We start from the raw sequence: 26,331 nt of genomic DNA on the forward strand, positions 1-26,331 counted from the left end.
CTTCAGGTGGTGGCGGGTTCCGCGCCGGACAACCCGCCGGTGTACGACGCCAGCGCGGCGACGGCAGCGGACAGGCTCTCCGTCATCAGGTCGAGCTGTTCGGCGGCGCGGTGCCACTGCCCGGCCGCCGTCTCGGTGGCCGGGTCGGCCCGGTCCGCGTCGAGGAGTCGCTGCCCGGCGGTGGTGATCCGGGCTGGGAGCTGCCCGATCCGGGCGGCTGCCGCGTCCAACTGGTCCCGGGCCGTGTCCAGCACCTCGATCAGGCCGCCGATGGTGGCGGGCTCCTGGTGGCCGGCGTCGGCGTGGAGCCGGCGTACCCCGTCGCTGAGCTGCCGTTCCGCGTCGCCGGCCAGGTCGAGCGCGTCCTCGCCGCTGCGTCGGGCCTGCCGGATCGCCGGATGTGCACAGCCCGCGCTGGTCCGTTCCAGCAGCACGGTGGCGGCGGCCACCGCGAGGTACGTCTCGCGCAGTTCGCCGGCCACCTGCTCGGCTGCCCAGATCGCGCTCGCGGCGGCTATCTCGGAGTCCGTCACGGTGCAGACCTCCTTGTCGTCTGTGGGGCCGGGGCAGCACAGGCCGCCGGCCCGGAGAGGGGTCGGGCCGTTGTGCGTGCTGCCCCGGCGCTGTCCGGGTGAGACCCGGGGGACGCGAGACGCCAGGCTGCCGAGCGAGGAGTCCCGCGTTCGTCAGGCTAGTTCTCATACTTACCTAAGTCAACGACGGTGTTGTAGGTGATGGTTATTCCGTGGTCAGATGGTGGTGCCGAGCGAGGAGTACCACTGATGGCCAACCGAACCGCTGACTACGTTCGTGTCGTAGAGACGATCACCGCACAGATTCGTGCCGGTGAGCTCGCCCCCGGAGACAAGCTGCCCACCTACGCCCAGCTCGCCGACCAGTACAAGATCAGCATCTCGACTGCCCAGGCGGCTCTTCGCATCCTGCGAGATCGCGGTCTGGTGGAGGGGCACCAGGGCAAGGGGACCTATGTTGCCGAACCCCCGGAGTCGGCGTAGTTCGTCAGATGGCCCGGAGGTAGTGGCGAAGGTTGTCCTTCGACTGCAGACCGACGACGTGGTGCGGGGGCGATCTCGGCGGTGAGCTACGCGACGCTCTTCTGGGGGCTGGCCTTCTGGCGCTTCACCCGCAAGGACGTCACCAGCTGACCGTGCAAGGACGGGCCCCTTCCTGACGCCCTCGGACAGGAGCGGCCGTCAGGCGGCCGTACGGCTGGCCGGCTGCCCGGGGGTGTGGTCTCCGGGACGGCGTGCCGGCCTCGAGGGCGCGGGGGTATCAACAAGTGTTCAAGCCGTCGCCATCGTCGACATGCAGGCCGGACGGTGGGGATATCGCTACGGAATGTAGCTGGACGAGTGCGTCAGCGGGAGCTCACGCTTACGCTCCGTAGTTACAAACCCAGGTTCCAAATGTAAGTTTCGAGCTCGAAGCTTTAGATGTGACCTCGAGTGCTGGGTTAGACTTCTAATTGCAGCGCTGGAATTAAAGTTTCTAGAGGATGGCTTACAAACCGTGGACCTCGAGGCGTTCGCCGCGTCTCCCGCTGGCGTCCTGGTGCCGATCAACGGCCACGATGCTCGGTACGACGAGCCCTACGATCACAAGGCGTTCCTGCCGAACCCCCTGCCTGGCCGGCTTGACCTCGAGCAGGACACCTTCCGAAACCTCACCATGGCAACGGCTGCGGTGGCAAGGCTGGATGAGGCAGCGATCAGGCTTCCAAACCCCATGCTTCTGGCAAGGCCGGCGATCCGTCGTGAGGCTGTCAGCACCTCAGCGCTTGAAGGAACCTACGCAGCACTGGACGACGTACTCGAGGCCGACTTCCTAGAGGCCCGCGAGGTATCAGCCTCGGTTGCCGAGGTGGTGAACTACGTCCGAGCCGCCGAGATGGCGTACGAGTGGATCAAGGAAAGGCCGATCACCATCGGCATGCTGCGCCAACTCCAGAAGGTCCTCGTGCGAGGGACCCGCGGAGACACAGCCGACGCCGGCAACGTCAGGAGCATCCAAGTCTTCATCGGCCTCAGCGCCGGCCGGGTCAAGGAAGCCCGCTTCGTCCCCCCGCCGCCAGGCGACCAGTTGCAGGCTGGCCTTGAAGCGTGGGAGAACTGGATCACCAGCAGGGACGACTTTCCACTGATCGCCAAGATGGCCCTTGGCCACTACCAGTTTGAGACGCTTCATCCGTTCAATGACGGAAACGGGCGCCTCGGGCGGTTGGTTTGCGTGCTCCAACTCGCGTCACAAGGAGAGCTGCGGGTCCCGGTTCTGAATCTCTCACCATGGCTGGAGGTACGACGGCGGGAGTATCAGGACCACCTCCTCCGGACCAGCATGACCGGCAAGTTCGATCCCTGGATCAGGTTCTTCTCAGAGGCAGTACGAGCACAGGCGGTCTTGGCTGTTGAACGCATCGACGCTCTACTGGACTGGAGGGAGCACGCGCTTGAACGCCTCAGAGAGGCGAACGTTCGTGGAGTCGCCGTCAGGATCGTCGGGGATCTGATCGGTTACCCGATGATCACCCCGACCACTGCATCCCAGATGTACGGCGTCTCCTATCCAGCTGTGAACACTGCCATCCGCCGGCTAGAGCACCTGGGGATCCTGCAGGAGCGGACGGGGCGTCGTTACGCTCGCGTCTTCGCCGCTAAGGACGTACTTCGAATCATTGATGCTCGATAGTCGCAGGCGGGATCTCCTCGTCAGGAAGGTATAGGCCGTTCAGCCTTCGTGGAGGGAGACAAGGCAGCGGCCACCAGATGAAGTCTTGGCTTCTGCCTGGCTGGAGCGGCTTTGCCTCCGAGCAGACCCTCGCCGCGCAGACCGGCGCGACCCTGGCCGACCTCACGAAGCGACTCGGACAGTCATCGACGGCAGCGGCCCGCCGGTACCTGCACGCCGTCGGCGGGCGTGATCGTGAGATCGCCAAGGCAGGGGCTCACACCCTGGGATGCCGGGTGGGCGTTCGGAGCGGGTCTGCATAGACTCGGTGGCACAACTGCATACCTCATCCAGAGGGGCTGAGGGATACGGCCCGACGACGCCCCGGCAACCACCCGCACGCTCGATGACGAGCCAGCGCGGGCAGGTGCCAATTCCGTCCCCGCCGCAGGGTGCGATGTGGGGAAAGATGAGAGGACTCTCGACATGACGTCGACGCTTCCCGCCGCCCCCGGCATCGACACCACCGACAGCCCGGCCCACGCCCTGGTCTGCCGCGCCTGTTCCGCGCGCTACCCGCTCGCCGCGCAGCACGCCTGCTACGAGTGTTTCGGGCCGCTGGAGGTCGACTACGACGCCGCCGCCCTGGCCGCCGTCACCCGCGAGCGGATCGAGGCCGGCCCGCAGAACATCTGGCGGTACGCCGCCCTGCTCCCCGCCGGCCAGGACCCGGCCACCCGGGTCACGCTGAACCCGGGCCTGACCCCGCTGGTCGCCGCCCCGCACCTCGCCGCCGAGCTGGGCATCACCGCGCCGCTCTGGGTCAAGGACGACAGCGCCAACCCGACCCACTCGTTCAAGGACCGGGTGGTCTCGGTGGCGCTGACCGCCGCTCGGGCGCTCGGCTTCACCCGGTTCGCCTGCGCCTCCACCGGCAACCTGGCCAACTCGGTGGCCGCCCACGCCGCCCGCGCCGGCGTGCCCTCGGTGGTCTTCATCCCCGGTGACCTGGAGCAGGGCAAGGTGATCACGACCGCCGTCTACGGCGGTGACCTGGTCGCCATCGACGGCTCGTACGACGACGTGAACCGGCTCTGCGGCGAGCTGGTGGAGACCGACGAGTTCGAGGACACCGCGTTCGTCAACGTCAACGTCCGCCCCTACTACGCGGAGGGTTCCAAGACCCTCGGCTACGAGGTGGCCGAGCAGCTCGGCTGGCGGATCCCGGCACAGGTGGTCATCCCGATGGCCAGCGGCGAGCTGCTCACCAAGATCGACAAGGCGTTCTCCGAGCTGGTCGAGATCGGGCTGGTCGAGGCGCCGGCCGGCGGCTGGAAGGTCTTCGGCGCCCAGTCCGCCGGCTGCAACCCGATCGCCACCGCGCTGCACGACGACCGGGACACCATCGTCCCGGTCAAGCCGACCGGCATCGCCAAGTCACTCAACATCGGCGACCCGGCCGCCGGCCTCTACGCGCTGGAGGCGGTGCGCCGTACCGGCGGCTGGATGGAGTACGTGGACGACGAGGAGATCCGAGCGGGGATCCGGCTGCTCGCCCGTACCACCGGGGTCTTCGCCGAGACCGCCGGCGGGGTGACTGTGGCGGTGCTGCGCAAGCTGGTCGAGTCCGGCCGGCTCGACCCGACCGCCGAGACGGTCGTGTTCAACACCGGCGAGGGCCTGAAGACCATCGACGCCGTCGCCGGCCAGGTCGGCCCGACCCACCGGATCAAGCCTTCGCTGCGCGCGGCCCGCGACGCCGGCCTGCTCGCCTGACCCGCCCCGCCCTGGCCCCCTCCCGCCTCTCGCCCCTCCCATCCCGTCGATCTAGGGGAAATGGTCGCCGTGGGAGATCAACTGGTGACTGTTACCCCTGAATCGGCGCGGACGGACGGTGCGGGCGAGGTGGGGTGGTGGCCGGGTAGGGGAGGGGCGGATCGCCCGGACGGGGGATCGGGTCGATCCGCCGGGTAACTGGATTTTCGCTGTGAGTGTGGAAAACCCCGCCGACAAGGACTTGACGACAGGAACCGGACGGCGCAAGATGCTCCGTGCGGGAGGGCGTTCCGCCGGAGACTTTCAGTTCTTACGACCCAACGCCGGAGGCGTTGTGCGGACGTCCCTCCCGACCAACGTCCGAACGGGCCAGCGGATAAATCGCTGGCCCGTTCGCTTTTCGATGCCGCAGGCTGACCGGCATGGGTATCACCATCACACCCGTCGACGCGGGTGACCGGGTCGCCGTCGACGGGGCGTACCGGATCGGCGCGGCGGCCGACGACGTGGACTGGCCGGACCTCCCGGCGTACTGCCGGCGGCGGTTCGAGGCGCTGGTGCGGCATCCGATGCCGGGCATCGCCACCCGCTGGGCACTGGCCCGGGTCGACGGCGCGCCGGCCGGCTGGCTCCGCCTCGAACTGCCACAGCTGGACAACACCGAGAACGCGACCGCCGAGCTGGTGGTGCACCCGGCGTACCGGCGGCGGGGCGTCGGCCGGGCGCTGCACGAGCACGGCCTGCGGCTGCTGCGCGAGGCGGGCCGCAAGCGGGTGATCGGTTCGGCGGTGTCGACGCTGCCCGGCGGCCCGGTGCGGGACGGCGCCGCTGACGCGTTCGCCGCCGCGATGGGCGCGCGCCCCGCGCTGGTGGCGGTCCGCCGCCGGCTGGACACCACCCGGCTCGACCGGGCCGCGCGGGCCGCCCTGCTGGCCGACGCCGGGGGCCCGGCCGCCGGCTACCGCACGGTCAGCTGGCGGCAGGTCACCCCCGACGAGTACGTCGCCGACGTGGCCTACCTGGAGGGCCGGCTGATGACCGACGCGCCCCTGGGCGACGTCGAGTGGGAGCAGGAGCGGGTCGACGCGGAGCGGATCCGGGCCACCGAGCGGGCGCTCGACGTCCGGGGCAGCCGCCGCTACCACGTCGCGGCGCGGCACGAGGGCTCCGGCCGGCTGGTCGCCTGGAGCATGCTCAGCCTCGCCGCGAACACCGACTGGCACGCCTGGCAGCAGATCACCATCGTCGACCCGGACCACCGGGGCCACCGGCTCGGCCTGCTCACCAAGGTCGAGAACTTGGAGCACGCGCTGGCGCACGAGCCGGCGCTGCGCGTGGTCGACACCTTCAACGCGGCGGCGAACGGGCACATGATCCGGATCAACGAGCAGCTCGGCTTCCGGCCGGTCGACGCCTCGACGGAGTGGCAGTTGACGCTCTGAACTCCGACGGCTCCCCGGCCCGGCAGATCGGACAACCTCGGAGCAGGGCGGCCGGCGCCTGGTCCGTGGATCAGGTCCCCTCTTGGGCGACCTCCAGGTTGACGTACCGGGGGTCACCCTTCGCCAGCCTCCGCATCCGCTCGGCGTACGTGCCCGTCTCCGGTCGGCCGCTGTGGGCCATCGCCTGTTCGTAGGTGTCGAACTCGGCGACCATGACGAAATGTCCCGGCCGTTCCCGGTCCTCGGCCATGACGAACCGGCTCGGGCCGCCGTCCGGGTGCTCCCGTGCCCACTGCTCGTTGAGTTTCCGCACCTCGTCACGCTGGTCCGACTCGTACTCGATGACCTGGACAAAGGGCATCTGGTCCACCTCCCGACGGGTTCCTTCCATCCCGCCCGGGCATTCCCGCTGGGCTTCCGTCCATGTGTTCCGGCCCCGCCCGGGACGCCGGGGCCACCGCTGGGAGCGGCCCCTACTGCCCGTTCGGTGGCTGCGGCATGATGGCGGTCATGACGGAGACCCCGCATCCCCTGTACGACAGGCACGCCGACACCCTCAACCGCGCGCTGACCGCGATCACGGAGCGGGGATACTGGTCCGCCTATCCCGAGTCACCCAGCCCCCGGGTGTACGGCGAGACCGCCGCCGCCGACGGGAAGGCCGCCTTCGAGGCGTACCTGGACGGCGAGTTCCCCCTCGACCAGCCGGGCGACGGCGCGACCGTCGCCACCGAGGCCAGCCCGTTCGGGCTGGAGCTGAACGTGCGCTACCCGCACGCCGCCGCCGACCAGCTGGTGGGCGCGGCCACCGTGGCGCTGCCGGCCTGGCGCGACGCCGGCCCGCAGGCCCGGGTGGGCGTCTGCCTGGAGATCCTCGACCGGCTGCACAAGCACATCTTCGAGCTGGCCAACGCGGTGCAGTTCACCAGCGGCCAGGCGTTCGTGATGGCCTTCCAGGCCGGCGGCGCGCACGCGCTGGACCGCGCGCTGGAGGCGGTCGCCTACGCGTACGCGGAGATGACCCGGCACCCGGGGACGGCGGGCTGGGAGAAGGCGGCCGGCAAGGGCGACCCGCTGCGGATGACCAAGACGTTCCACGTGGTGCCCCGGGGCGTGGCCCTGGTGATCGGCTGCAACACCTTCCCCACCTGGAACTCGTACCCGGGGCTCTTCGCCTCGCTGGCCACCGGCAACCCCGTGGTCGTCAAGCCGCACCCGCGCGCCGTGCTGCCGCTGGCGATCACGGTGAAGTACGCCCGGGAGGTGCTGGCCGAGGCCGGCTTCGACCCCAACCTGGTGCTGCTCGCCCCCGAGGGGCCGGGCGAGAAGCTCGCCTCCACCCTGGCCCTGCACCCGGCCGTCAAGATCGTCGACTTCACCGGCTCCACCGAGTACGGCGACTGGCTGGAGGCGAACGCCCGGCAGGCGGCCGTCTACACCGAGAAGGCCGGCCTCAACACGGTGGTGGTCGACTCCACCGACGACTTCGCCGGGATGTGCCGCAACCTGGGCTTCACGCTGGCGCTCTACAGCGGCCAGATGTGCACCACCTCGCAGAACTTCCTCATCCCGGCCGGCGGCATCGAGACCGACCAGGGGCACAAGAGCTTCGACGAGGTGGCCGCCGGCATCGCGGGTGCGATCGGCAAGCTCACCGCCGACCCGGCGCGCGGGGTCGAGCTGACCGGCGCCATCGTCAACGAGGGAGTGCTGGAGCGGCTGGACGAGGTCACCAAGGTCGGCGAGCCGGTGCTGGAGTCCCGTACCGTCGAGCACCCGTCGCTGCCCGGCGCGGTGGTGCGGACGCCGACCATCGTGAAGCTGGCCGCCGACGACACCGCGACCTACGGCCGCGAGTGGTTCGGGCCGATCTCCTTCGTCATCGCCACCGACTCCACCGCCCACAGCCTGGAGATCCTGCGCACGACGGTGGGTGAGAAGGGCGCGCTGACCGCCGCCGTCTACTCCACCGACCCCTCGGTGCTGGACGCGGCCGAGGCCGCCGCGGTCGACGTCGGCGTGCACCTGTCCTGCAACCTGACCGGCGGGGTCTTCGTGAACCAGTCGGCCGCGTTCTCGGACTTCCACGGCAGCGGCGCCAACCCGGCCGCGAATGCCGCGCTGACCGACGGCGCGTACGTGGCGAACCGGTTCCGGATCGTGCAGAGTCGTCGGCACGTCTAGGCCTTCGTCTCGGGTCCAGGTTGGGGTTTCCGGGGGGAGCCCGCCCGCTCCAGGCGGTCAGGCTTGATCCTTCCGCGGGCGGGCTCCCCCCCCGGAAACCCGTGCGGTGTGCGCTGGCGGGCGCCGCTGCCGGGGCCGGGGGTGTGTCTCACCGGGGTGCTGCCCTGCGTGATGGTTCTGAGGGTCGGGGGCGGCAGTCCGGGGTGCTGCCTTGCGTGCTGGTTCTACGGGGGTCAGGCGGGGCGGCGCATCTGGAGTTCGCGCAGGGCGGGGACGGTGGGGTGCGGTACGCGTACCCCGGTGTCGGTGAAGCCGAGCCGGCGGTAGGCGCGACAGGCCCGCTCGTTGCCGACCACCACCTCCAGCATCAGCTCCGGCCGGCCGCACGCGCGCGACCAGGCGGCCACCCCGTCGATCAGCTCGCCGAGCAGGCCGCTGCCCCGCCAGGTCGGGGTCACGTAGACGGCGTAGACGACGGTCAGGCCGGGCTCGTCCGGGGAGGCGGTGCCGCCGGCGTGGCCGACCAGCCGGCCGCCGGGATCGGCGACGAACTGCGCGGTGTGGTCACCCCGGGAGACGTGGGCGATCCGGGCCGCGTAGTCGGCGTGCGGGCGGGCGGCGGCCTGGGCCACGGTCTCCAGGAACGCCAGCGGCGCGTCCGCGAGCATCTCCAGCCGCAGCGCCCGCATCCGGGCGGTGTCCTCGTGGCATACCCGGCGGACGCCGGCTCTCCGGGCTTCCGGCCGGGCCGGGGTAGCTGTCATGTCCGCATGCATACCGCAGCGACCACCGCCGATGGGTGAACGGTCGGCGGAGCGCCGGAATATGCCCGATTTGGGGTCGTGCGCCGTCGTCACTCCTCGTGTAGCGTGCGATTTCGGTCACCGATTCAGCGGCCCTCACCGATCGCCGAAGCGGTGGTCCTCCGGTGCCGGTCCGCCGGCCTCCGGGGTCGTGGAACGCCGCGCAGAGTGAGGAAGTGCACCGTGGCACAGGGCACCGTGAAGTGGTTCAACGCCGAGAAGGGCTACGGCTTCATCGCCGTCGACGGCGGCCAGGACGTCTTCGTCCACTTCTCCGCCATCGAGATGGACGGCTACAAGGCGCTGGACGACGGGCAGCGGGTGGAGTTCGAGATCGCCCAGGGCCAGAAGGGCCCGCAGGCCGAGCGGGTACGCGTCGTCGCCTGAGTCGCGCCCCGTCCCGCTTGCCGGCCGGCCCCCTGCGGGGCAGCGGCGCCGGCGGGCACCAGGGAAGATCATGGGCCGATCCAGCCGTCGCTGAGGAGGGTCCATGTCCGACCAGTTCCCGTCGGGTCCACCCGAACCCGGTCCTACGGGCTCACCCGCGCCGGGGGAGCCGGCCGCGTCCGGTCCGGTGGTGCCCAGTCAGCCCATGCCGCCGGGGCAGCCGGCCCCGCCATCGCCGTGGGATCCGGCCGGCGCGCAGCCGCAGGGCTGGGTGTTCCCGCCCACCGGCGGTTACCCGCCCGGCTCCGGCCCGTACGCCGGCTTCCCTCCGGGCTACCCGCCGTACGGCGGTCACCTCCCGTACGGCTGGCCGGTCGGCGGTGGGTGGGACCCGGCCGACCCGCTGGTGAACCCGCCGTACGCCGGCGTCAGCGGCTGGTTCGCCCGGTGCGCCGGGGCGCTGCGCCGCAGTTGGCGCAAGCTGCTGCCGATCATGCTGCTCACCCAGGCCCTCCCCGCCGCGGTGATCTCGATCATCAGCCTCGGGCTGGACCCGACGCCGCAGCTGGAGTCGATGCCCGCCGACGGCTCGCTGCCCGAGGGTTACCTGGGCGCCCTCCTCACGCTCGTGGGCTGGGTGCTGGTCGCCAGCCTGCTCCTCTCCCTGGTGCAGAGCGTGGGCTGGGCGGCCGGCACGTGGGTGCTCACCCGGCAGGCGGCCGGTGAACCGGCCGACCTCGGCGGCGCGCTGCGCTACGGCCTGCGCCGGGCGCCGGGCCTGTACGCCTGGAGCCTGCTGATCGGCGTGATCCTCACGGTCGGTTTCGCCTTCTGCGTGCTGCCCGGCGTCTACCTCGCCTTCGCGCTCGCCCTGGCCGGCCCGGTCTACCTCTTCGAGCGGCAGAACCCGATCGGCCGCTCCTTCCGCTTCTTCCACGACCGGCTCGGCATGGTGCTGGGCCGGATCGCGCTGGTCGCGGCGGCGGTCATCGCCGGCAGCCTGGTCGGCGCGGTGCTGGAGGCCGTCGGCAGGACGCCCCTGGGCACCGACCCGTTCGCGGCCCCGGGCTCGGCGGTGGGCGCCGTCGCGGTGGTCGTGGTGACCGCCGCGCTGGTCGTCCCGGTCTACCTGGTGCAGCTGGTCGGGCTGGTTGTGACCTACGCCGAGCAGCGGGCCCACGAGGCCCCGGTGAACGTCGCGCGACTGGCGGCGGAACTCGGCTGACCGGCCCGATCGCGCTTGCACTCGGCAGGGGAGAGTGCTAAACAAGTCATTGGCACTCGCATACCGTGAGTGCCAATGGTCGGGGCGGTAGGGCCACGGCCGCACGGGCGTCTCGATGGCGCCGGGGCGGCACATGGCCGGTCGTCGCGGGCTGTCCGGCCCGGCCGAAGGACGTCGTCGTCGCCAGGTGGCGGCGTCCCAAGGTGCGTACACCAGGCGGCCCATCCGGGGCACAAATACCCGGGTGGCCCGTGAGTGTCCAGGAGGACAACGCCGTATGGCCAAGATGATCGCGTTCGACGAAGAGGCGCGCCGCGGCCTCGAGCGGGGCATGAACCAGCTCGCCGACGCCGTGAAGGTGACGCTCGGCCCCAAGGGCCGCAACGTCGTGCTCGAGAAGAAGTGGGGTGCCCCCACCATCACCAACGATGGTGTGAGCATCGCCAAGGAGATCGAGCTCGAGGACCCCTACGAGAAGATCGGCGCCGAGCTGGTCAAGGAGGTCGCCAAGAAGACCGACGACGTGGCCGGTGACGGCACGACGACGGCGACCGTCCTGGCCCAGGCCCTGGTCCGCGAGGGCCTGCGCAACGTGGCCGCCGGCGCCAACCCGATGGCCCTGAAGCGGGGCATCGAGGCCGCCGTGGCCAGCGTCTCGGAGGAGCTGCTCAAGCTCGCCAAGGACGTGGAGACCAAGGAGCAGATCGCCTCCACCGCCTCCATCTCGGCCGGTGACAACACCGTCGGCGAGATCATCGCCGAGGCGATGGACAAGGTCGGCAAGGAAGGCGTCATCACCGTCGAGGAGAGCAACACCTTCGGCCTGGAGCTCGAGCTCACCGAGGGTATGCGCTTCGACAAGGGCTACATCTCCGCGTACTTCATGACCGACCCGGAGCGCATGGAGGCCGTCTTCGACGACCCCTACCTCCTGATCGTCAACAGCAAGATCGCGTCGGTGAAGGACCTGCTCCCGATCCTGGAGAAGGTCATGCAGTCGGGCAAGTCGCTGCTGATCATCGCCGAGGACATCGAGGGCGAGGCCCTGGCGACCCTGGTCGTCAACAAGGTCCGGGGCACCTTCAAGTCGGTCGCCGTCAAGGCGCCGGGCTTCGGTGACCGCCGCAAGGCCATGCTGGCCGACATCGCCATCCTCACCGGTGGCCAGGTCATCAGCGAGGAGGTCGGCCTCAAGCTGGACGCCGTCGGCCTCGACATGCTGGGCCGCGCCCGCAAGGTCGTGGTGACCAAGGACGAGACCACCATCGTCGACGGTGCCGGCGACGCCGAGCAGATCCAGGGCCGGGTCAACCAGATCCGGGCCGAGATCGACAAGAGCGACTCCGACTACGACCGCGAGAAGCTGCAGGAGCGGCTGGCCAAGCTGGCCGGCGGTGTTGCGGTGATCAAGGTCGGCGCGGCCACCGAGGTCGAGCTGAAGGAGCGCAAGCACCGCATCGAGGACGCCGTCCGCAACGCGAAGGCCGCCGTCGAGGAGGGCATCGTCCCGGGTGGTGGCGTCGCGCTGGTGCAGGCCGGCAAGACCGCCTTCGACAAGCTGGACCTGACCGGCGACGAGGCGACCGGCGCGCAGATCGTCAAGATCGCGCTGGACGCCCCGCTGCGGCAGATCGCCGTCAACGCCGGCATGGAGGGTGGCGTGGTCGTCGAGCGCGTCCGCAACCTGGACGCCGGCCACGGCCTCAACGCCGCCAGCGGTGAGTACGTCGACCTGCTGGCCGCGGGCATCATCGACCCGGCCAAGGTGACCCGCTCGGCGCTGCAGAACGCCGCCTCGATCGCGGCGCTCTTCCTCACCACCGAGGCCGTCGTGGCGGACAAGCCGGAGAAGACCCCGGCCGCCCCGGCTGGTCCGGGTGGCGGGGACATGGACTTCTGAGTCCAGCTCCGAACGCCGAAAAGGGGCGGGCCGCGCGAGCGGTTCGCCCCTTTCCGTCGGTCAGGGCAGGCTGCGCTGGTTGCGCCGCTTCTGTGCCCGGTCGTACGGCGGGCGGACGGCGACCGGCTCGTCCACCACGGTCACCGGGTCGTCGACCGCCGGCTCGTCGACCCCGGCCATCTCGACAAGCTGCTCGGCGTCGCCGTAGTCCCGCCGGTCGAACGGCACTCCGATGGGCGGGTCACCGACCGGCGTCCAGCTGCGGGGCACCGCGTCGTCGGTCTGTTCGTTGTCCGTGGTCATGGCCGCCTCCTCTACCGAAACGGTAGGGGGCGTCGATCACCCACGCGGGCGAATGGCACTATCAGGGTCTATATCCCATTCGCCCGATTGTCGATCCGTCCCGCGTCCGGCGGGGTCGTCGGAGCGTGCGGTGATGCCCGTCAGAGCGGGTCGTCAGAGCGTCCGGCGGTACAGGAAGAAGACCCGCTCGATCCGCGCGCCCGCGCTGCCCGAGTAGAAAGCGACCGGCCCCACCCAGCCGATCTGCGCTGCCGGGATCCCGGCCTCGTGCTGGTCGCGCAGGCAGCGGCGCAGCAGCACCCCACCGATGCCCGAGCCCTCCGCCTCCGGTGCGGTGCCCATCGGCCCGAACCAGCTCGGCCGGGACGAACCCCAGGCCGCGAAGCCCAGGATCTCCCCGTCCCGCTCCGCCAGGTGGCAGCCCGCGCCGTCGCGGCCGACCGAGCCGGCCAGCTCGCCGTCCCAGGCGCCGCCGAAGGTGGACCGGGCGAAGGCGGCCAGCGCCGGCAGGTCCGCCGACTCCGCCCGGCGTACCGACACACCCTGACCGGCCAGCCGGGCCTCCGCCGGCTCCGTCGTGCGCAGCGCCGGCGACCCGTCGTACGACAGGTCGGCGGTCATGTTCCACGCGGTCCGGTCCTGCCGGTACCCGAGCGCCAGCGCCAGGCAGACCGCCGGGGTGTACCGCACGTCGATGCCCGGCCAGGCGTAGTACGGCGGGTTCCCGGCCAGCAGCAGCTCGGCCGCGCCGAGGCCGGCGAGCCGCCGTTCCGCCTCGGCGACCAGGGCCCGGCCGACACCCCGGCGACGCCGCTGCGGCGCGACCGCGACCAGGTCGACGTGCCCGAGCCGCCGGTCCGCCGCCGAGACCGACCCGATCAGCACCCCGACCAGTTCGTCCCCCGCGTACGCCCCGAGCGCCAGCACCGTCCGGTCCGCCGCCGCCCGGGGCCAGAGGGCCGTCACCACGGACTCCGCCTCGGCGGCGTCCTCGGGCAGGTCGAGCGCGCGGCCGCAGAGCGCGACGACGGCGGGGACCCGGTCGGCGGGCAGGTCGGCGAGGATGAACTCCATGGTGGCCGACCCTAGATCAACCACCACGGGTCGGCGCAAGGCCCCGCTCAGCCGGCCCGGGCCGCCCGCACCGCCCCGTACGCGTCGACGATGCCGGCGCCGTCGATGCGCTCCGCCGCGCCGCAGGTGCCCTGCGGAGCGTGCGGGGGGTAGTTCGTCGAAGCCGGCTTCGCCGTCTCCCGCAGGATCCGCCGCGTGCGCTCCAGGTCGCCGACGAGCGCCGGGTTCGCCGACCACATCAGCGCCACCACGCCCGCCACCTGCGGCGTCGCCATCGAGGTCCCGTCCAGGGTGGCGTAGCCGCCGCCGGGCATCGCGGAGAGCACGCCCGCGCCCGGGGCGACCAGGTCCGGTTTGGCGGCTCCGCCGGGGGCCGGGCCACGGCTCGAGAACCGGGTGACCAGCCTCCTGTTGTCCACCGCGCCGACGGTCACCACGTCCGGGTACGGCGCGGGCGGGTCGGCGATCGAGCCGCAGTACGGGCCGGTGTTGCCGGCGGCAGCCACCACCAGGATCCCGGCGGCGGCCAGGGCGTCCGCGGCCGGCCGCAGCACCCCGGTGTCGCAGCCCTCGATCGGTGGGCAGCCCCAGGAGTTGGTCAGCACGTCCGGGGCCCGCGCCGGCCGGCCGTCGGTGAACGGGTCACCGCCGGGCGGGAAGGGAGCCAGCATGAACTGGAGGCAGTCCAGGTAGTGCGCGGGGCTGCCGAGGTTGCGGGCGAGGTTGACGCAGCCCACCCAGCGCGCGCCCGGGGCCACCCCGACGCCGTCCCGGCCCACCGCGCTGCCCACCGTGTGGGTGCCGTGCCCGTTGGCGTCGTTCGGGGTGCGGGTGCGGTCCCACGGGTCGTACCAGGAGTCGTCGCCGCCCCGGAAGCCGTCGGCGAGCGCCGGGTGGTGGCCGTCCACGCCCGAGTCCGAGCTGCCGACCACCACCCCCGAACCGGTCACTCCCAGCTCCGACCAGACCCGGTCGGCGCCGATCATCCGGATGTTCCAGGCCGGACCGGCGGGCGCCGGCGCGTTTCCGTGGGTGGTCGGCGCGGGAGCGGGCAGCGGGCGTACCCGCTGGCTGACCAGCACCCGGGACACCTCGGGGCGGCCGGAGAGCCAGGCCCGCACCGCCGGGCCGCCGTCGGTCTCGATCGCGTTGACCAGGTAGTAGGGGGTCGGGCGCAGGCGCAGCCGGGTCAGCTCGCGGCGCAGGTCGCCCTGGGTCCGCTCGGCGGTGGCGACCAGCCGGCGGTACACCTCGACGGCGCGCGCGTCGCGACCGGCCCGGCCCGGCGTACCGGCCGGGATGCCGGCGAGGTCGGCCTGCTCGCGCAGCACCACCAGCAGCCGGTCGCCGTACAGCCCGGGCTGCCCGGGAACCACGTCGACCACCCCGACCGCGACCAGCAGCACGCCGGCGGCCAGCGCGGCCACCCGCCGGCTCGGCGTGACGCCGCGGCGGCGGGCGAGCAGGACGCCGTACCCGACGGCGAGCAGCACCGCGACGGCGAGCCCGGCGACCGCGGCGGCCGCCACCCAGAACGGCACGTCGCGGCTGGTGGCCAGGAGGACCGAGATCTCCTCCGGGTCGGCGAAGGCGAGCGGGCCGAACAGCGCGAGCCCGACCAGCCACCGGACCGGCCCGGCGACCGGGGTGCCGGTCCGGCGGGTCGCCGCGTACAGGGCGGCGAGCGTGAAGGCGACCGGCGGCACGCCGAGCAGGGCGGGCAGTTGGGCCCCGGAGTGCCCGGTGCCGGCGGCGAGCAGCAGCAGGGTCACCCCGCCGGCCAGGCCGCCGACCAGCACCAGCCGGGCCGGTCGGGGCGGCTCGTCGCCGAGGAGGGACCAGAACCGCCGGTCGAGCAGCACCCCGGCCAGCGCGCCCACCGCCGCGGCGGCCAGCGCGGCGAGCACGGTCTCCAGCAGCCCGCCCAGTGCGCCGATCCAGGCCCAGGGCAGCAGCAGCGCCAGCCCGGCGGCCACCGCGAGCAGGGTGACCGGATCCGGTCGGCGGCCGCCCGGCGCCTCCGGGGTGCCGCCGAGGGTGCGGCGGCGGTCCGGCAGCCGGGCGGCGACCAGGGCCAGCACGGCGGCGGTGGCGGCCAGCGCGGCCAGGTAGAGCTCGTGGTGCACGGGCGGGAGCGCCCGCAGCGCGCCGAGGGCGCCGAGCGCGAGCACCCCGGCCAGCCAGGCCCGGCCGGTGGCCCGGACCGCGATGGAGCGGGGGAGCAGCGCCAGCAGCAGGGCCGGCAGGCCCACCAGCAGGACGGTGGCCAGGGAGACCGCCGGCCAGACCCAGGGCCACCGGTTCAGCCCGCTGGCCAGTCGCACCTGGTCGACGGACCAGCCGGCGACCTGGAGCAGCACGGTGGTCGCCACCGTCCAGCCGCCCGCCAGCACGGCCGCCACCACCGCCCAGGGATTGGCGGACCGGTCGGTCCCGTCGCTTCCGGTGAGAGGTGGCTCGGCCCGCATCCGGAAACAGTACGACGCCCGGCCCGCTCCCCGGCGTCCGTACCGTCCCGGCGTGCCCGGATCCGGTCCTCGCTGCCCCGGCCGGGCGTGGCCGGTCCGGTTGACGGGCGGTGGGTGATCCGGCCGCTCCCGGCCCCGGGCGTGGGCGGGGCCTGCTGCCCGGGACACCGGGCGGTTACGGTGGACGGGTGCGCGACCCCAACGTGACCAGATCCGCCGCCGGCCAGCTCTCCCCGGAGCGCCGCGCCGCGGACCTGCGCCGGCTCCGGTCCGAACGGTTCGACGTGCTGGTCATCGGCGGTGGCGTGACCGGTGCGGGCGCCGCGCTGGACGCCGCCTCCCGGGGGCTCAAGGTGGCCCTGGTGGAGGCCCGCGACTACGCCGCCGGCACCTCCAGCCGGTCCAGCAAGTTGATCCACGGCGGCCTGCGCTACCTGGAGCAGTTGGAGTTCCACCTGGTTCACGAGGCGCTGACCGAGCGCGGCCTGCTCGCCACCCGGCTCGCCCCGCACCTGGTCCGGCCGGTGCCGTTCCTGGTGCCGCTGCCCGCCGGTCGTGGCCTGCGCGACCTGCCGGCCCGGGCCTTCCGCCGCTCCTACTACGGGGCCGGCGTGGCGGCCTACGACGCCTTCGCCGGGGTCTTCGGCGGTGGGCGGGGGATGCCGCTGCACCGGCACCTGACCCGGGAGGGCGCCCGCCGGATCTTCCCCAGCCTGCGGGCCGACTCGCTGGCCGGCGCCATCCGCTACTACGACGGCCAGGTCGACGACGCCCGGCTGGTGGTGACCCTGGCCCGTACCGCGGCCAGCCTCGGCGCGACCGTGGTGAGCAGCGCCCGCGCGGTCGGGCTGATCCGGCAGGCCCGCGAGGTGACCGGGGTCCGGGTCCGCGACCTGGAGGCGCCCGCCGGTTCCCCGGACGCCGAGTTCGAGGTACGCGCGCGCACCGTCATCGGCGCCACCGGCGTGTGGAGCGACGACATGTCGCGGATGCTCAACGACGTCGGGTTGCGCCCCGGCATCCGGGTGCGGGCCTCCAAGGGCGTGCACCTGGTCGTCCCCCGCTCGGCGATCACCGGCGAGACCGGGCTGATCCTGCGGACGGCCACCAGCGTGCTCTTTGTCATCCCCTGGGGCGGGCACTGGATCATCGGCACCACGGACACCGACTGGCGGCTGGACCGGTCCCACCCGGCCGCCTCCGCCCGCGACATCCAGTACCTGCTCGACCAGGTCAACACGGTGCTCGATCGGCCGCTGTCCACGGCGGACATCGAGGGCGTCTACGCCGGGCTGCGTCCGCTGCTCGCCGGCGAGGCCGACTCCACCTCCAAGCTCTCCCGTGAGCACGCCGTCTTCGAGCCGATGCTGGGGCTGCTCCTGGTCGCCGGCGGCAAGTACACGACGTATCGGGTGATGGCCTCCGACGTGGTGGACCGGGCGGTCCGCCGGCTCGGGGGCGGCCGCGCCTCACGCACCGCCGACCTGCCGCTGCTCGGCGCCGACGGGTACGCGGCCATGTGGCGGGACCGGGCCGACCTGGCCCGCCGGCACGGGGTGCCGGTCGGTGTGGTCGAGCACCTGCTGGAGCGGTACGGCACGCTGACCCGGGAGCTGCTGGCCCTGGTCGACGCCGATCCGCTGCTCGCCTCGCCGCTGGCCGGCGCCCCGGAGTACCTGGCCGCCGAGGTGACGTACGCGGCCCGCGCCGAGGGAGCGCTGCACCTGGAGGACGTGCTGACCCGGCGTACCCGGATCTCCTTCGAGACCACCCACCGGGGCCTGGAGTCGGCCGGGCACACCGCGGAGCTGATGGGCGCGGTGCTCGGCTGGGACGCGGCCACCCGCGAGCGCGAGATCGCCCACTACCGGGCCCGGGTCGAGGCGGAGCGGGAGTCCCAGCTGATGCCGGACGACGCGACCGCCGACGCGGCCCGGCTGGGCGCGCCGGACGTGCGGGGATTCGCCGCCGACCGGGGCGTCGACGGGGACAGCGCCGGGCTGCCCACCTCGTCCCGCTGACCGATCGGGGCGGACTCGCACCCATCGATGGTCGTACGGTCGGCGGGTACCGGCCGCTACCTACGGTGGGGTAAGTTGCGGCGCGTGATTCTCAACCAGTGGTCACGCACGCTCATGCTCTGCGCCGGTGCCGTGCTGACGGTCGCCCTCACCGCCTGTTCGGTGTTCGGCGGGGCGGAATCCACCCAGGACAAGGCCGCCGGTGCGACGGCGCCCGCCGGTGGCGGGACCGGCGCGGCCCGGGTCAGCCTGATGCAGAAGCTCGGCCAGGACGGCCCGCTCCGGTCGCTCAACGTCGAGCCGGACGGCCACTGGGAGTGCGACGACTGCGCCGGCGACGGGGTGACCTCGACGGGCACGCTCGACCCCGAGCAGGTCAAGCGGCTCCACGACCTGCTCGCCGACCCGCGGCTGGCGCAGGAGACCGACGAGGCCCGCCGGTACCGGGGCAGCTGCATCGACGCGCTGACCTCCAGCCTGCTCACCTCGGCCGGCCTGATCACCTCGCAGGACTGCCCCGGGGAGGAGCGGCCGACGGTGGGGAACGAGATCCTGCTGCTGCTCACCCAGGCCACCCCCGCCGAGCCCACCCGCTGACCGCCGGCGGCCTCAGAGCACCTTGCCCGGGTTGAGCAGCCCGGCCGGGTCCAGTGCCGCCTTGATCGCCTGGTGCACCCGGACCCCGACCGGCCCGATCTCCCGGGCCAGCCAGTCCCGCTTGAGCAGCCCCACGCCGTGCTCGCCGGTGCAGGTGCCGCCGAGGTCCAGGCCCAACCGCATGATCTCGTCGAAGGCCCGCCGGCCCCGCTCCAGGCTGGCCGGGTCGGCCCGGTCCACCACGATGTTCGGGTGCATGTTGCCATCCCCGGCGTGCCCGACCACGCCGATCGGCACGTCGCACTCCTCGGCGATCCGGGCCACCCCGTCGAGCAGCGCCGCGAGCGAGCCGCGCGGCACCGCCACGTCGTCGATCACCAGACCGCCGTTGCCGCCGGGGAAGGCGTCCGCGGCGAACTTCTCCATCGCCGGGTGCGCCAGCCGGCGCGCCTGGAGCAGCGCCGCCGCCTCGACCGCGTCGGTGGCCGCGTACACCTCCTCGGCGCCGGCGGCCTCGCAGACCTCGGCCAGCCGGGCCAGGTCGTCCGCCGCCCGGGCGCCGGTGTCCGCGGCGGCCAGCAGCAGCGCCTGCGCGTCGGTCCGCAACCCCATCGGCCGGTACGCCTCGATCGCCCGCAGGTGGGTCCGGTCGAGTAGTTCCAGCAGGCTGGGGGTGAGCCCCCGGGCGGCGATCTGGGCCACCGCCGTGCCCGCCTCGGCGGTCGAGCCGAAGACCGCCACCATGGTCAGCGACTCCTCGGGCGCCGGGCGCAGCGACACGGTGATCTCGGTGAGTACCCCGAGGGTGCCCTCCGAGCCGACGAAGAGCCGGGTCAGGTCGTACCCGGCGACACCCTTCGCGGTGCGCCGGCCGGTGCGCAGCACCTCGCCGGAGGCGAGCACGACCTCCAGCCCGAGCACGTACTCGGTGGTCACCCCGTACTTGACGCAGCACATGCCGCCGGCGTTGGTGGAGACGTTGCCGCCGATGGTGGAGGACTCCCAGGAGCCTGGGTCCGGCGGGTAGTAGAGCCCGTGCTCCGCCACCGCCGCCGCCAGCGTCGCGTTGACCACCCCGGGCTGCACCACGGCGATCCGGCTCACCGGGTCGATCTCCAGGAGCGCGTCCATCGCCACCGTGCTGAGCACCACCGCGCCGTCGACCGCGTTCGCGGCGCCGGCCAGGCCGGTCCGCGCGCCCTGCGGCACCACCGGCACGCCGTGCCGGGCGGCGGCCCGGACCACCGCCACCACCCCCGCGGTGTCGCGCGGCCGGGTCACCACCAGCGGCGTACCGGCCGGACAGAGGTCCGCCTCGTCGCGCTGGTGCATCCGGAGCAGATCGGGGTCGGTGAGGACGGCGTCGTCGCCGAGCGCCGCACGGAGGTCGTCGAGGAGGGGGGATCCGGCCATGCGGGAGAGGCTAACCGGCGGCTAGATTGGCCGCCATGCTGTACCTCGACCGGCCCGCCTGGCCGTGGCGGGGGCGGCTCTGGTCCCACCTGATCAGCGACGTCTCCCCCGCCGAGCTGCACGCCTTCGCCGAGGCGCTGGGCGCACCCCGGCGCGGCTTCGACCGCGACCACTACGACATCCCCGCCGAGCGTTTCGCCATGGCCGTCTGGCTCGGCGCCCGGGTGGTCCCCAGCCGCGAGGTGGTACGCCTGCTCCGCGACGCCGGCCTCCGCCGCCCCAGACACCTGGCCCGCCCCGCCTGCTGACGTCCCCCCGCCCCCGCCCGCCGGGTTTGCGGCGGGTCGCGGTGTCCGGCGACGGGAAGACCGTGACCCACCGCAGCGCGGGGTGGATCATCCGGGCGGCCCGTCCGAGCGGGCGTGCGGCCACCGGGTGGGGGCTGGGTCAACGGAGGGTGGTGAGTTCGCGGGTGAGGTTGGCGTGGGCGCGGTCGGTCCAGCGGGCCGCGAGCGGGGGAAGGCGGTAGAGGGCCGGCAGGGCGAGCAGGGCGTCCAGCACCCGGGCGCGGCCGGCCCGGAAGTCCGGCTCCGGCACGTGCGCGTACTCCGCGCGGACCGCGGCGGCGTACGCGTCGTACTCCTCGGGCGGCGCGGCCAGGACGGCGAGGTCGGCGTCGCAGAGCAGCGCGCCGTCGCGGTCGCCGGCGGCGGTGGCGTGCCCCGCGGTGAGCAGCACCAGCCGGCGGACCTCCGCCACCGCGGCGGCCGGCAGCCGCAGCCCGGCCAACAGCGTGCCGGCCAGCGCGGCGCTGTCCCGTTCGTTGGCGTCGCCGGCCGCCCGGGGGTCGTAGACCGCGTCGTGGCACCAGGCGGCGAGCCGGACCAGGTCCGGCCGATCGGCCAGCTCCGCGTACGCGTCGACGACGTCCAGCACGGCGGTCAGGTGCCGCACGGTGTGGTACCGCCGTAGCGGTTCCCGCCAGCGGGCCAGCAGCTCTGCCCCGGCCCCGGTGAGCGCCGGGCCGTCGGGGGCGCCGGCGGCCCGCGCGGCCGACCGCCAGCGGTCGATCAGCTCCGTCACCCCGCCGAGTCTGCCCGAGCGGGCGGGGATGAACCACGCCGGTACGGGTAGTCCCGGCCATGGCCGTGGCCCGGGACCGACGACCGCCGCTGTTGCGTCGGATCCGCCTGCGCGACGGTGCCTCCGACATCGACTCCGCCCGCATCGCCGGCGCGATGGAGGAGTTGCGCCATCGCAGCCGGGCCACCCTGCACGACCGGCTGCACCGGGTTCGGATGACCCTGGGCCTCGCCGTCCAGGCGGGGCTCGCCGCCGCGCTGGCCTGGGTCGTCTCGTACAAGTTCCTGCACAACCCGCAGCCGGTCTTCGCGCCGATCTCTGCGGTCGGCACCCTGGCCGCCTCGGTCGGCCAGCGGCTGCGCCGCACGGTGGAGCTGATCGTCGGGGTCGCGGTCGGGGTGTTCCTCGGCGACGGCCTGATCTACTTCCTCGGCACCGGCGGATGGCAGCTCGGGCTGGTGGTGACCGCGGCCATCCTGCTGACCATCTTCTTCGGCGGCAGCGTGGCCATCGTCATCCAGGCGGCGGCCACCGCGGTGCTGATCGTCACGCTCAGCCCCTCCACCAAGAACCTGGAGATACCCCGGTTCATCGACGCGGCCGTCGGCGGCGGCATCGCGCTGCTGGTGACGGCGATCCTGCTGCCACTCAACCCGCTGCGGGTGATCAACCGGGCCGCCCGGCCGGCGCTCGACCTGCTCGCCGGCCAGCTCGACGTCACCGTCGAGGCGCTGCGCAACCGGGACCGCGGCAGCGCCCAGCGGGCCCTGGAACGGCTGCGGGAGAACAAGGAGGAGCTGAGCACGTTCGCCGAGGCGATCGAGGGCGCGAAGGAGACCAGCACCCTCTCCCCGGCCCGCTGGCACCGGCGTAACGAGCTGGTCCACTACGCGGAGGCAGCCGACCCGATCGACCGGGCGATGCGCAACACCGGCACGCTGATCCGGCGGGCGGTCACCATGATCGAGGACGAAGAGCCGATCCCGGATCCGATGCCGGAGGCCGTGGCCCACCTCGCCGAGTCGGTACGCCTGCTCCGGCACGAGTTCGCCGTCGGTGCGGAGCCGGTGAAGGCCCGGGAACGCGCGCTGCGGGCGGTCAGCGAGGCCGGCCGGGCCTACGCGCAGGGCGTCGGCTTCTCCGGCAGCGTGGTGATCGCCCAGGTGCGTACCACCGCCAGCGACATCCTGGTCGCCTCCGGTGTTGACCAGGAGGAGGCGAACCGGTTGGTCCGGCAGTCCTTCGGCGACCAGGAGAAGCCGACGGGGGAGCCGCCGCCGCCCGCCGCCGCCCCGCAGCCCCCCACCGCGCCGCCCGTGGGCTGAGCCGCCGCCCACGCCCCGCCCAGCCCGGGTCGGGCGGGGGCCGGCTCAGCGCAGGCCGGCGAGCGCGGCCAGCAACCGGTCCACGTCCGCCACCGTGCTGCCCAGCCCGAGACTGGCGCGCAGCGCGGTCGGCGGCAGGTCGTCCCGCCCGGCGCGCGCGGCCGCCTCGGCGAGCAGCCGCCGGGCCAGCGGGTGCGCGCAGAACAGCCCGTCCCGCACCCCGATGTCGTGCTCCCGGGCCAGGTACGCGGCCACCTCGGCGGAGTCCCGGCCGGCCAGCACGAACGACACGATGCCGACCCGGGGCGCGTCGGGCCCGAAGGTGCGCAGCTCGACGGCGTCCGGCAGCGCGGCGAGCCCGTCCCGCAGGCGGTCCACCAGCCGCTGCTCGTGGGCGTGCAGCGCCGCCCGGTCCGCACCGGCCAGCGCGGCGCAGACGGCGGCCAGGGCCACCGCGCCGAGCAGGTTGGGCGTCCCGCCCTCGTGCCGTGCCGGGCCGGTCGCCCAGCGCACCTCGTGGGTGGCCGCGCCGACGTGGCTGGTGGCGCCCCCACCGGCCAGGTACGGCGGGGCGGCGTCCAGCCAGTCCGCCCGGCCGAGCAGGATCCCGGCGCCGAACGGGGCGTACAGCTTGTGTCCGGAGACGGCCAGGTAGTCCACGTCCAGCGCGGCGACGTCCACCGGCGCGTGCGGGGCGAGCTGGGCGGCGTCGACCACGATCCGGGCGGCGTGCCGGCGGGCCACCCAGGCCAGCTCGGCCACCGGCCAGCGCTCGCCGGTCACGTTGCTCGCCCCGGTCACCGCGACCAGCACCGGCGGCCCCGAGGTCGCGCCCCGGCGCAGCTCGGCCAGGGCGGCGTCCAGCCCGCGGACCGCCCCGGCGGGGCTGTCCGGCACCGGCAGGCGTACCGAGCCGCGGGGCCAGGGCAGCAGGTTGGCGTGGTGCTCCCCGGCGAAGGTGACCACCGTGGTGCCGGCGGGCAGCGCCCGGGCCAGCAGGTTCAGCGCGTCGGTGGTGTTGCGGGTGAACACCACGTGGTCCTCGGCGCGGGCGCCGAAGAAGTCGCCGACCGTCTGCCGGGCCCGCTCGTAGGCCAGGGTGCAGCGCCGCGACAGCGCCCCGGCGCCACGGTGCACGCTGGCGTACCAGGGCAGCAGCTCGGCCACCGCGTCGGCCGCGGCCCGCGCGCAGGGTGCGCTGGCCGCGTAATCCAGGTTCACCTGCCCGGGTACGCCGAGCACGCCGAGCGGGTCCGGCCCGGCCGGCACCGGCGGGGTGGTGGCCGGGGCGGCGGGCGGTACGAGGGTGAGGGTCATGGCATGGCCTCCGGGGTCCAGGACCCCGCGTGTGGGCACACCGGGACGGGGTCCGCGCTTGCCCAGCACACGGATCGGGCCGGGCCCGGTCATCACCCGGGGCACCCCACCGCGAACCTCGACGAGGGTTGCCGGCCAGCAAGCCGGGGCTTGACGCTGGCGCTCGTGACCTGATGGCAGCATAACCACCACCGATGCGGCCGGACCAGTGGGTCGGAGGTGACTACGCTGACCGCATGGCCGCCACACCGCCGGGCTCGCCCGCGCCGCCGCCGACCCTGCCCGCCGTCCCGCCGACGGGCGGAGGCGTGCCCCGGATGCCGCTGCGCCGGCTCGGCTGGCGGCGGATCCTGGCGCTGGCCGGGGTGGTGCTGCTGATCGCGGCCAGCGCGGTCTACATGCTCTTCGTGCTCGGCTCCAGCCTCGGGCCGCAGGCGCTGCTCGTCGGCGTGGTCGCGGCGATCCTGCCGGTGCCGGTGCTGGTCGCCTGCTTCCTCTGGCTCGACCGGTACGAGCCGGAGCCGCTGAAGTACCTGATCTTCTGCTTCGCCTGGGGCGCGTTCGTCTCCACCGCCGCCTCGCTGACGGTCAACGAGACCTTCGCCAGGCTGTTCAAGGACTGGGGGCTGCCGTCGGCGCTCACCGGCGTGCTGGTGGCGCCGTTCATCGAGGAACTGACCAAGGCGCTCGGCCCGATCCTGCTGCTGGTCTTCCGGCGCCGGGAGTGGTCCGGCATCACCGACGGCCTGGTCTACTGCGGGCTCTCCGCGGTCGGTTTCGCCATGGTGGAGAACATCCTCTACCTGGGCGGCTACGGCTACGCCTCGGGCGCGGACCAGTGGGGCCCGGCGACCGGCTTCCGGCAGGTCTTCGCCATCTTCATCACCCGGATCCTGTTCTTCGGCTTCGCCCACCCGCTGTTCACCTCGATGACCGGGGTGGGGCTGGGGATCGCCGCCCGGACGGCCGACCGGCGGGTGCGGGTCCTCGCGCCGGCCGCCGGCCTGCTGCTGGCGATGATGCTGCACGGCACGTGGAACCTGATCCCGACGCTGGTCCAGGCCACCGGCGAGCTGGTGATCTTCCTGTACGGCATGGTGGGGCTGATGCTGCCGATCTTCTTCGGCATGGTCGGCTTCGCGGTCTGGCTGCGCGCCTGGGAGGGGCGGCTCACCGAGCGGACCCTGCCCGACTACGTCCGGGCCGGCTGGCTCACCCCGCCCGAGGTGGCGGCCCTGGGCAGCCTCGGCCGGCGGCACGCGGCCCGAATCTGGGCCCGCCGGGTCGGCGGCGAGGCCGGCCTGCGGGCGATGCGCCACTACCAGTTCGCGGCCACCCGGCTGGCGCTGCTGCGCGACGGCATGCGCCGGGGGCTGGACCGCAAGGCCGCCGACCGGGAGCGGACCCTCCGGGAGGAGCGGCAGCTGCTGGAGGCGATCGCCACGTACCGGTCGTACTTCGTGGGGCGCGACCCGCAGGCGCCGGTCGGGGTCTGGGACGGGCAGCGCTACCACCTGCGGTTCCCGGACGGGTCGCAGCGCGCTGTGGACGCCCCGGACTCCCCGGTGGTGCCGATCCCGGTGGTGCTGGCCCCGCCGCCGCCCCCGGCCCACCCGGTCGGCTACGGCCCGCCCGGCTGGTACGGCCCACGCCCGGCCGCGCCCTGGCCGCCCGGCCAGGTCTGACCCGGCGACGCGCCGGCGTCCCCGGCGGCGCGGTCAGCTCATCAGCCTGGTGAGGAAGTCGCCGAATCCCTGGGCCATCGCCATCAGCCCCGCCCCGATGCTCTTGCACATCTGCGCGGCGCCGTCCGGCCGGAACGCCATGAAGTAGATCAGGAAGGCGACGCCACCCCAGAGCAGCAGCTTCTTCACGACTACCGGCATCGTCCCTCCCCAGGGCGCTGGATGTGCCTGGCTTCCCGCCGGGAAGCGCCACAAACGGCGGCGCGCGGCCGGTCGGGACGCGCCGCTACAGGTAGAGGCCGGTGTTGCCGGTGGGCTCGCTCTCCACCCGCTCGGCAGCGACGGCGTGCACGTCCCGCTCGCGCAGCAGGACGTACCCCCGGCCGTGCAGCTCGACCTCGGAGCGGTCGTCGGGGTCGAAGAGCACCCGGTCGCCGGAGACGATCGCGCGGACGTTGGGGCCCACCCCCACCGTCGTCGCCCAGGCCAGCCGCTTGCCCACGGCGGCGGTGGCCGGGATCACGATGCCGGCGGTGGAGCGGCGCTCACCCTCGCTGCCCTCCACCCGCACCAGCACGCGGCCGTGCAGCAGACGGATCGGCAGGCCGGAGTCGACGTTCTGGTCGGCGGTCACGCGAAGACG

At 73.5% G+C, this 26,331-nt stretch carries 24 protein-coding genes and 2 riboswitches; of the genes, 13 read left to right on the forward strand and 11 right to left on the reverse strand.

All coding sequences use genetic code 11. The features are described 5' to 3' along the window. Positions 1 to 2 precede the first annotated feature (2 nt). Positions 3 to 533, reverse strand: a complete 531-nt coding sequence (locus AB0I41_RS11555) for a hypothetical protein (protein ID WP_357105096.1) — start codon at positions 531 to 533, stop codon at positions 3 to 5. A 249-nt stretch (positions 534 to 782) separates the two neighbouring features. Here AB0I41_RS11555 and AB0I41_RS11560 point away from each other — a divergent pair, with 249 nt between their 5' ends. From AB0I41_RS11560 to AB0I41_RS11575, 4 genes are all read left to right on the forward strand, one after another. Continuing rightward, entirely contained in the window at positions 783 to 1,016 is a 234-nt protein-coding gene (locus AB0I41_RS11560) for a winged helix-turn-helix domain-containing protein (RefSeq protein WP_357105099.1), read from the forward strand. Between the two features lie 514 nt (positions 1,017 to 1,530). After that, positions 1,531 to 2,706: a Fic/DOC family N-terminal domain-containing protein gene (locus AB0I41_RS11565; RefSeq protein ID WP_357105102.1), complete on the forward strand. Its 1,176-nt coding sequence runs from the start codon at positions 1,531 to 1,533 to the stop codon at positions 2,704 to 2,706. Between the two features lie 322 nt (positions 2,707 to 3,028). Continuing rightward, a riboswitch (SAM riboswitch) is annotated at positions 3,029 to 3,161 on the forward strand. A 10-nt stretch (positions 3,162 to 3,171) separates the two neighbouring features. Next, positions 3,172 to 4,461 carry a threonine synthase gene (thrC, locus tag AB0I41_RS11570; protein ID WP_357105104.1) on the forward strand — a complete coding sequence of 430 codons (1,290 nt, stop codon included), beginning with the start codon at positions 3,172 to 3,174 and terminating at the stop codon, positions 4,459 to 4,461. A 422-nt stretch (positions 4,462 to 4,883) separates the two neighbouring features. After that, entirely contained in the window at positions 4,884 to 5,903 is a 1,020-nt protein-coding gene (locus tag AB0I41_RS11575) for a GNAT family N-acetyltransferase (protein ID WP_357105107.1), read from the forward strand. 70 nt (positions 5,904 to 5,973) lie between these two features. Here AB0I41_RS11575 and AB0I41_RS11580 read toward each other — a convergent pair whose 3' ends face one another. Next, the gene (locus AB0I41_RS11580; protein WP_357105109.1) at positions 5,974 to 6,264 is read right to left on the reverse strand and encodes a hypothetical protein; all 291 of its coding nucleotides are present in this window, start codon (positions 6,262 to 6,264) and stop codon (positions 5,974 to 5,976) included. Positions 6,265 to 6,413: 149 nt separating this feature from the next. Here AB0I41_RS11580 and paaN point away from each other — a divergent pair, with 149 nt between their 5' ends. Beyond that, positions 6,414 to 8,087 carry a phenylacetic acid degradation protein PaaN gene (gene paaN / locus AB0I41_RS11585; RefSeq protein ID WP_357105111.1) on the forward strand — a complete coding sequence of 558 codons (1,674 nt, stop codon included), beginning with the start codon at positions 6,414 to 6,416 and terminating at the stop codon, positions 8,085 to 8,087. Positions 8,088 to 8,320: 233 nt separating this feature from the next. Here paaN and AB0I41_RS11590 read toward each other — a convergent pair whose 3' ends face one another. Next, complete coding sequence (locus AB0I41_RS11590) at positions 8,321 to 8,851, reverse strand: GNAT family N-acetyltransferase (RefSeq protein WP_357105114.1); 531 nt, start codon at positions 8,849 to 8,851, stop codon at positions 8,321 to 8,323. A 222-nt stretch (positions 8,852 to 9,073) separates the two neighbouring features. Here AB0I41_RS11590 and AB0I41_RS11595 point away from each other — a divergent pair, with 222 nt between their 5' ends. The 3 genes from AB0I41_RS11595 to groL all read left to right on the forward strand — a co-directional run bounded on the left by AB0I41_RS11595 (position 9,074) and on the right by groL (position 12,402). Continuing rightward, complete coding sequence (locus tag AB0I41_RS11595) at positions 9,074 to 9,277, forward strand: cold-shock protein (protein WP_007073263.1); 204 nt, start codon at positions 9,074 to 9,076, stop codon at positions 9,275 to 9,277. A gap of 190 nt (positions 9,278 to 9,467) precedes the next feature. After that, complete coding sequence (locus AB0I41_RS11600) at positions 9,468 to 10,502, forward strand: hypothetical protein (RefSeq protein WP_357105117.1); 1,035 nt, start codon at positions 9,468 to 9,470, stop codon at positions 10,500 to 10,502. Positions 10,503 to 10,779: 277 nt separating this feature from the next. After that, complete coding sequence (groL, locus tag AB0I41_RS11605; protein WP_357105119.1) at positions 10,780 to 12,402, forward strand: chaperonin GroEL; 1,623 nt, start codon at positions 10,780 to 10,782, stop codon at positions 12,400 to 12,402. A 60-nt stretch (positions 12,403 to 12,462) separates the two neighbouring features. Here the strand turns inward: groL and AB0I41_RS11610 are convergent, their stop codons facing one another. The 3 genes from AB0I41_RS11610 to AB0I41_RS11620 all read right to left on the reverse strand — a co-directional run bounded on the left by AB0I41_RS11610 (position 12,463) and on the right by AB0I41_RS11620 (position 16,247). Next, positions 12,463 to 12,705: a hypothetical protein gene (locus AB0I41_RS11610; RefSeq protein WP_357105122.1), complete on the reverse strand. Its 243-nt coding sequence runs from the start codon at positions 12,703 to 12,705 to the stop codon at positions 12,463 to 12,465. Between the two features lie 153 nt (positions 12,706 to 12,858). Continuing rightward, positions 12,859 to 13,779, reverse strand: a complete 921-nt coding sequence (locus AB0I41_RS11615) for a GNAT family N-acetyltransferase (protein ID WP_357105124.1) — start codon at positions 13,777 to 13,779, stop codon at positions 12,859 to 12,861. A 47-nt stretch (positions 13,780 to 13,826) separates the two neighbouring features. Next, entirely contained in the window at positions 13,827 to 16,247 is a 2,421-nt protein-coding gene (locus AB0I41_RS11620) for a S8 family serine peptidase (RefSeq protein WP_357105127.1), read from the reverse strand. 203 nt (positions 16,248 to 16,450) lie between these two features. Here AB0I41_RS11620 and AB0I41_RS11625 point away from each other — a divergent pair, with 203 nt between their 5' ends. Together AB0I41_RS11625 and AB0I41_RS11630 are read left to right on the forward strand one after the other, a co-directional pair. After that, on the forward strand, positions 16,451 to 18,268 hold the full coding sequence (locus AB0I41_RS11625; RefSeq protein WP_357105293.1) for a glycerol-3-phosphate dehydrogenase/oxidase: 1,818 nt from the start codon (positions 16,451 to 16,453) through the stop codon (positions 18,266 to 18,268). An 84-nt stretch (positions 18,269 to 18,352) separates the two neighbouring features. Beyond that, entirely contained in the window at positions 18,353 to 18,865 is a 513-nt protein-coding gene (locus tag AB0I41_RS11630) for a hypothetical protein (RefSeq protein ID WP_357105295.1), read from the forward strand. A gap of 12 nt (positions 18,866 to 18,877) precedes the next feature. Here AB0I41_RS11630 and AB0I41_RS11635 read toward each other — a convergent pair whose 3' ends face one another. Then, positions 18,878 to 20,278 carry an FAD-linked oxidase C-terminal domain-containing protein gene (locus tag AB0I41_RS11635; RefSeq protein ID WP_357105128.1) on the reverse strand — a complete coding sequence of 467 codons (1,401 nt, stop codon included), beginning with the start codon at positions 20,276 to 20,278 and terminating at the stop codon, positions 18,878 to 18,880. Positions 20,279 to 20,313: 35 nt separating this feature from the next. On the opposite strand from AB0I41_RS11635, the gene AB0I41_RS11640 reads away from it, so the two are divergent. Then, complete coding sequence (locus tag AB0I41_RS11640) at positions 20,314 to 20,586, forward strand: DUF4031 domain-containing protein (RefSeq protein WP_357105130.1); 273 nt, start codon at positions 20,314 to 20,316, stop codon at positions 20,584 to 20,586. Positions 20,587 to 20,725: 139 nt separating this feature from the next. Here AB0I41_RS11640 and AB0I41_RS11645 read toward each other — a convergent pair whose 3' ends face one another. Next, complete coding sequence (locus tag AB0I41_RS11645; protein WP_357105133.1) at positions 20,726 to 21,361, reverse strand: metal-dependent phosphohydrolase; 636 nt, start codon at positions 21,359 to 21,361, stop codon at positions 20,726 to 20,728. Between the two features lie 65 nt (positions 21,362 to 21,426). Between AB0I41_RS11645 and AB0I41_RS11650 the strand changes: the two genes are divergently transcribed. After that, positions 21,427 to 22,686 carry an FUSC family protein gene (locus tag AB0I41_RS11650; RefSeq protein ID WP_357105298.1) on the forward strand — a complete coding sequence of 420 codons (1,260 nt, stop codon included), beginning with the start codon at positions 21,427 to 21,429 and terminating at the stop codon, positions 22,684 to 22,686. Positions 22,687 to 22,731: 45 nt separating this feature from the next. Here AB0I41_RS11650 and AB0I41_RS11655 read toward each other — a convergent pair whose 3' ends face one another. After that, positions 22,732 to 24,003: an aminotransferase class V-fold PLP-dependent enzyme gene (locus AB0I41_RS11655; RefSeq protein WP_357105136.1), complete on the reverse strand. Its 1,272-nt coding sequence runs from the start codon at positions 24,001 to 24,003 to the stop codon at positions 22,732 to 22,734. A 49-nt stretch (positions 24,004 to 24,052) separates the two neighbouring features. Further along, positions 24,053 to 24,174, reverse strand: a riboswitch (SAM riboswitch). 23 nt (positions 24,175 to 24,197) lie between these two features. Here AB0I41_RS11655 and AB0I41_RS11660 point away from each other — a divergent pair. Beyond that, a complete protein-coding gene (locus AB0I41_RS11660) occupies positions 24,198 to 25,688 on the forward strand; it encodes a PrsW family intramembrane metalloprotease (protein ID WP_357105138.1) in 1,491 nt (496 codons plus the stop codon). Between the two features lie 33 nt (positions 25,689 to 25,721). On the opposite strand, the gene AB0I41_RS11665 is transcribed toward AB0I41_RS11660, so the two are convergent. Beyond that, positions 25,722 to 25,889 (reverse strand): hypothetical protein, encoded by a 168-nt coding sequence (locus AB0I41_RS11665; RefSeq protein ID WP_357105140.1) that lies wholly within the window; start codon positions 25,887 to 25,889, stop codon positions 25,722 to 25,724. Between the two features lie 85 nt (positions 25,890 to 25,974). Then, positions 25,975 to 26,322 carry a co-chaperone GroES gene (locus tag AB0I41_RS11670; protein ID WP_357105143.1) on the reverse strand — a complete coding sequence of 116 codons (348 nt, stop codon included), beginning with the start codon at positions 26,320 to 26,322 and terminating at the stop codon, positions 25,975 to 25,977. Between the last annotated feature and the right edge of the window lie 9 nt (positions 26,323 to 26,331).

The sequence above is a fragment of the Micromonospora sp. NPDC050200 genome, from assembly GCF_040656135.1.
Lineage (GTDB): Bacteria > Actinomycetota > Actinomycetes > Mycobacteriales > Micromonosporaceae > Micromonospora.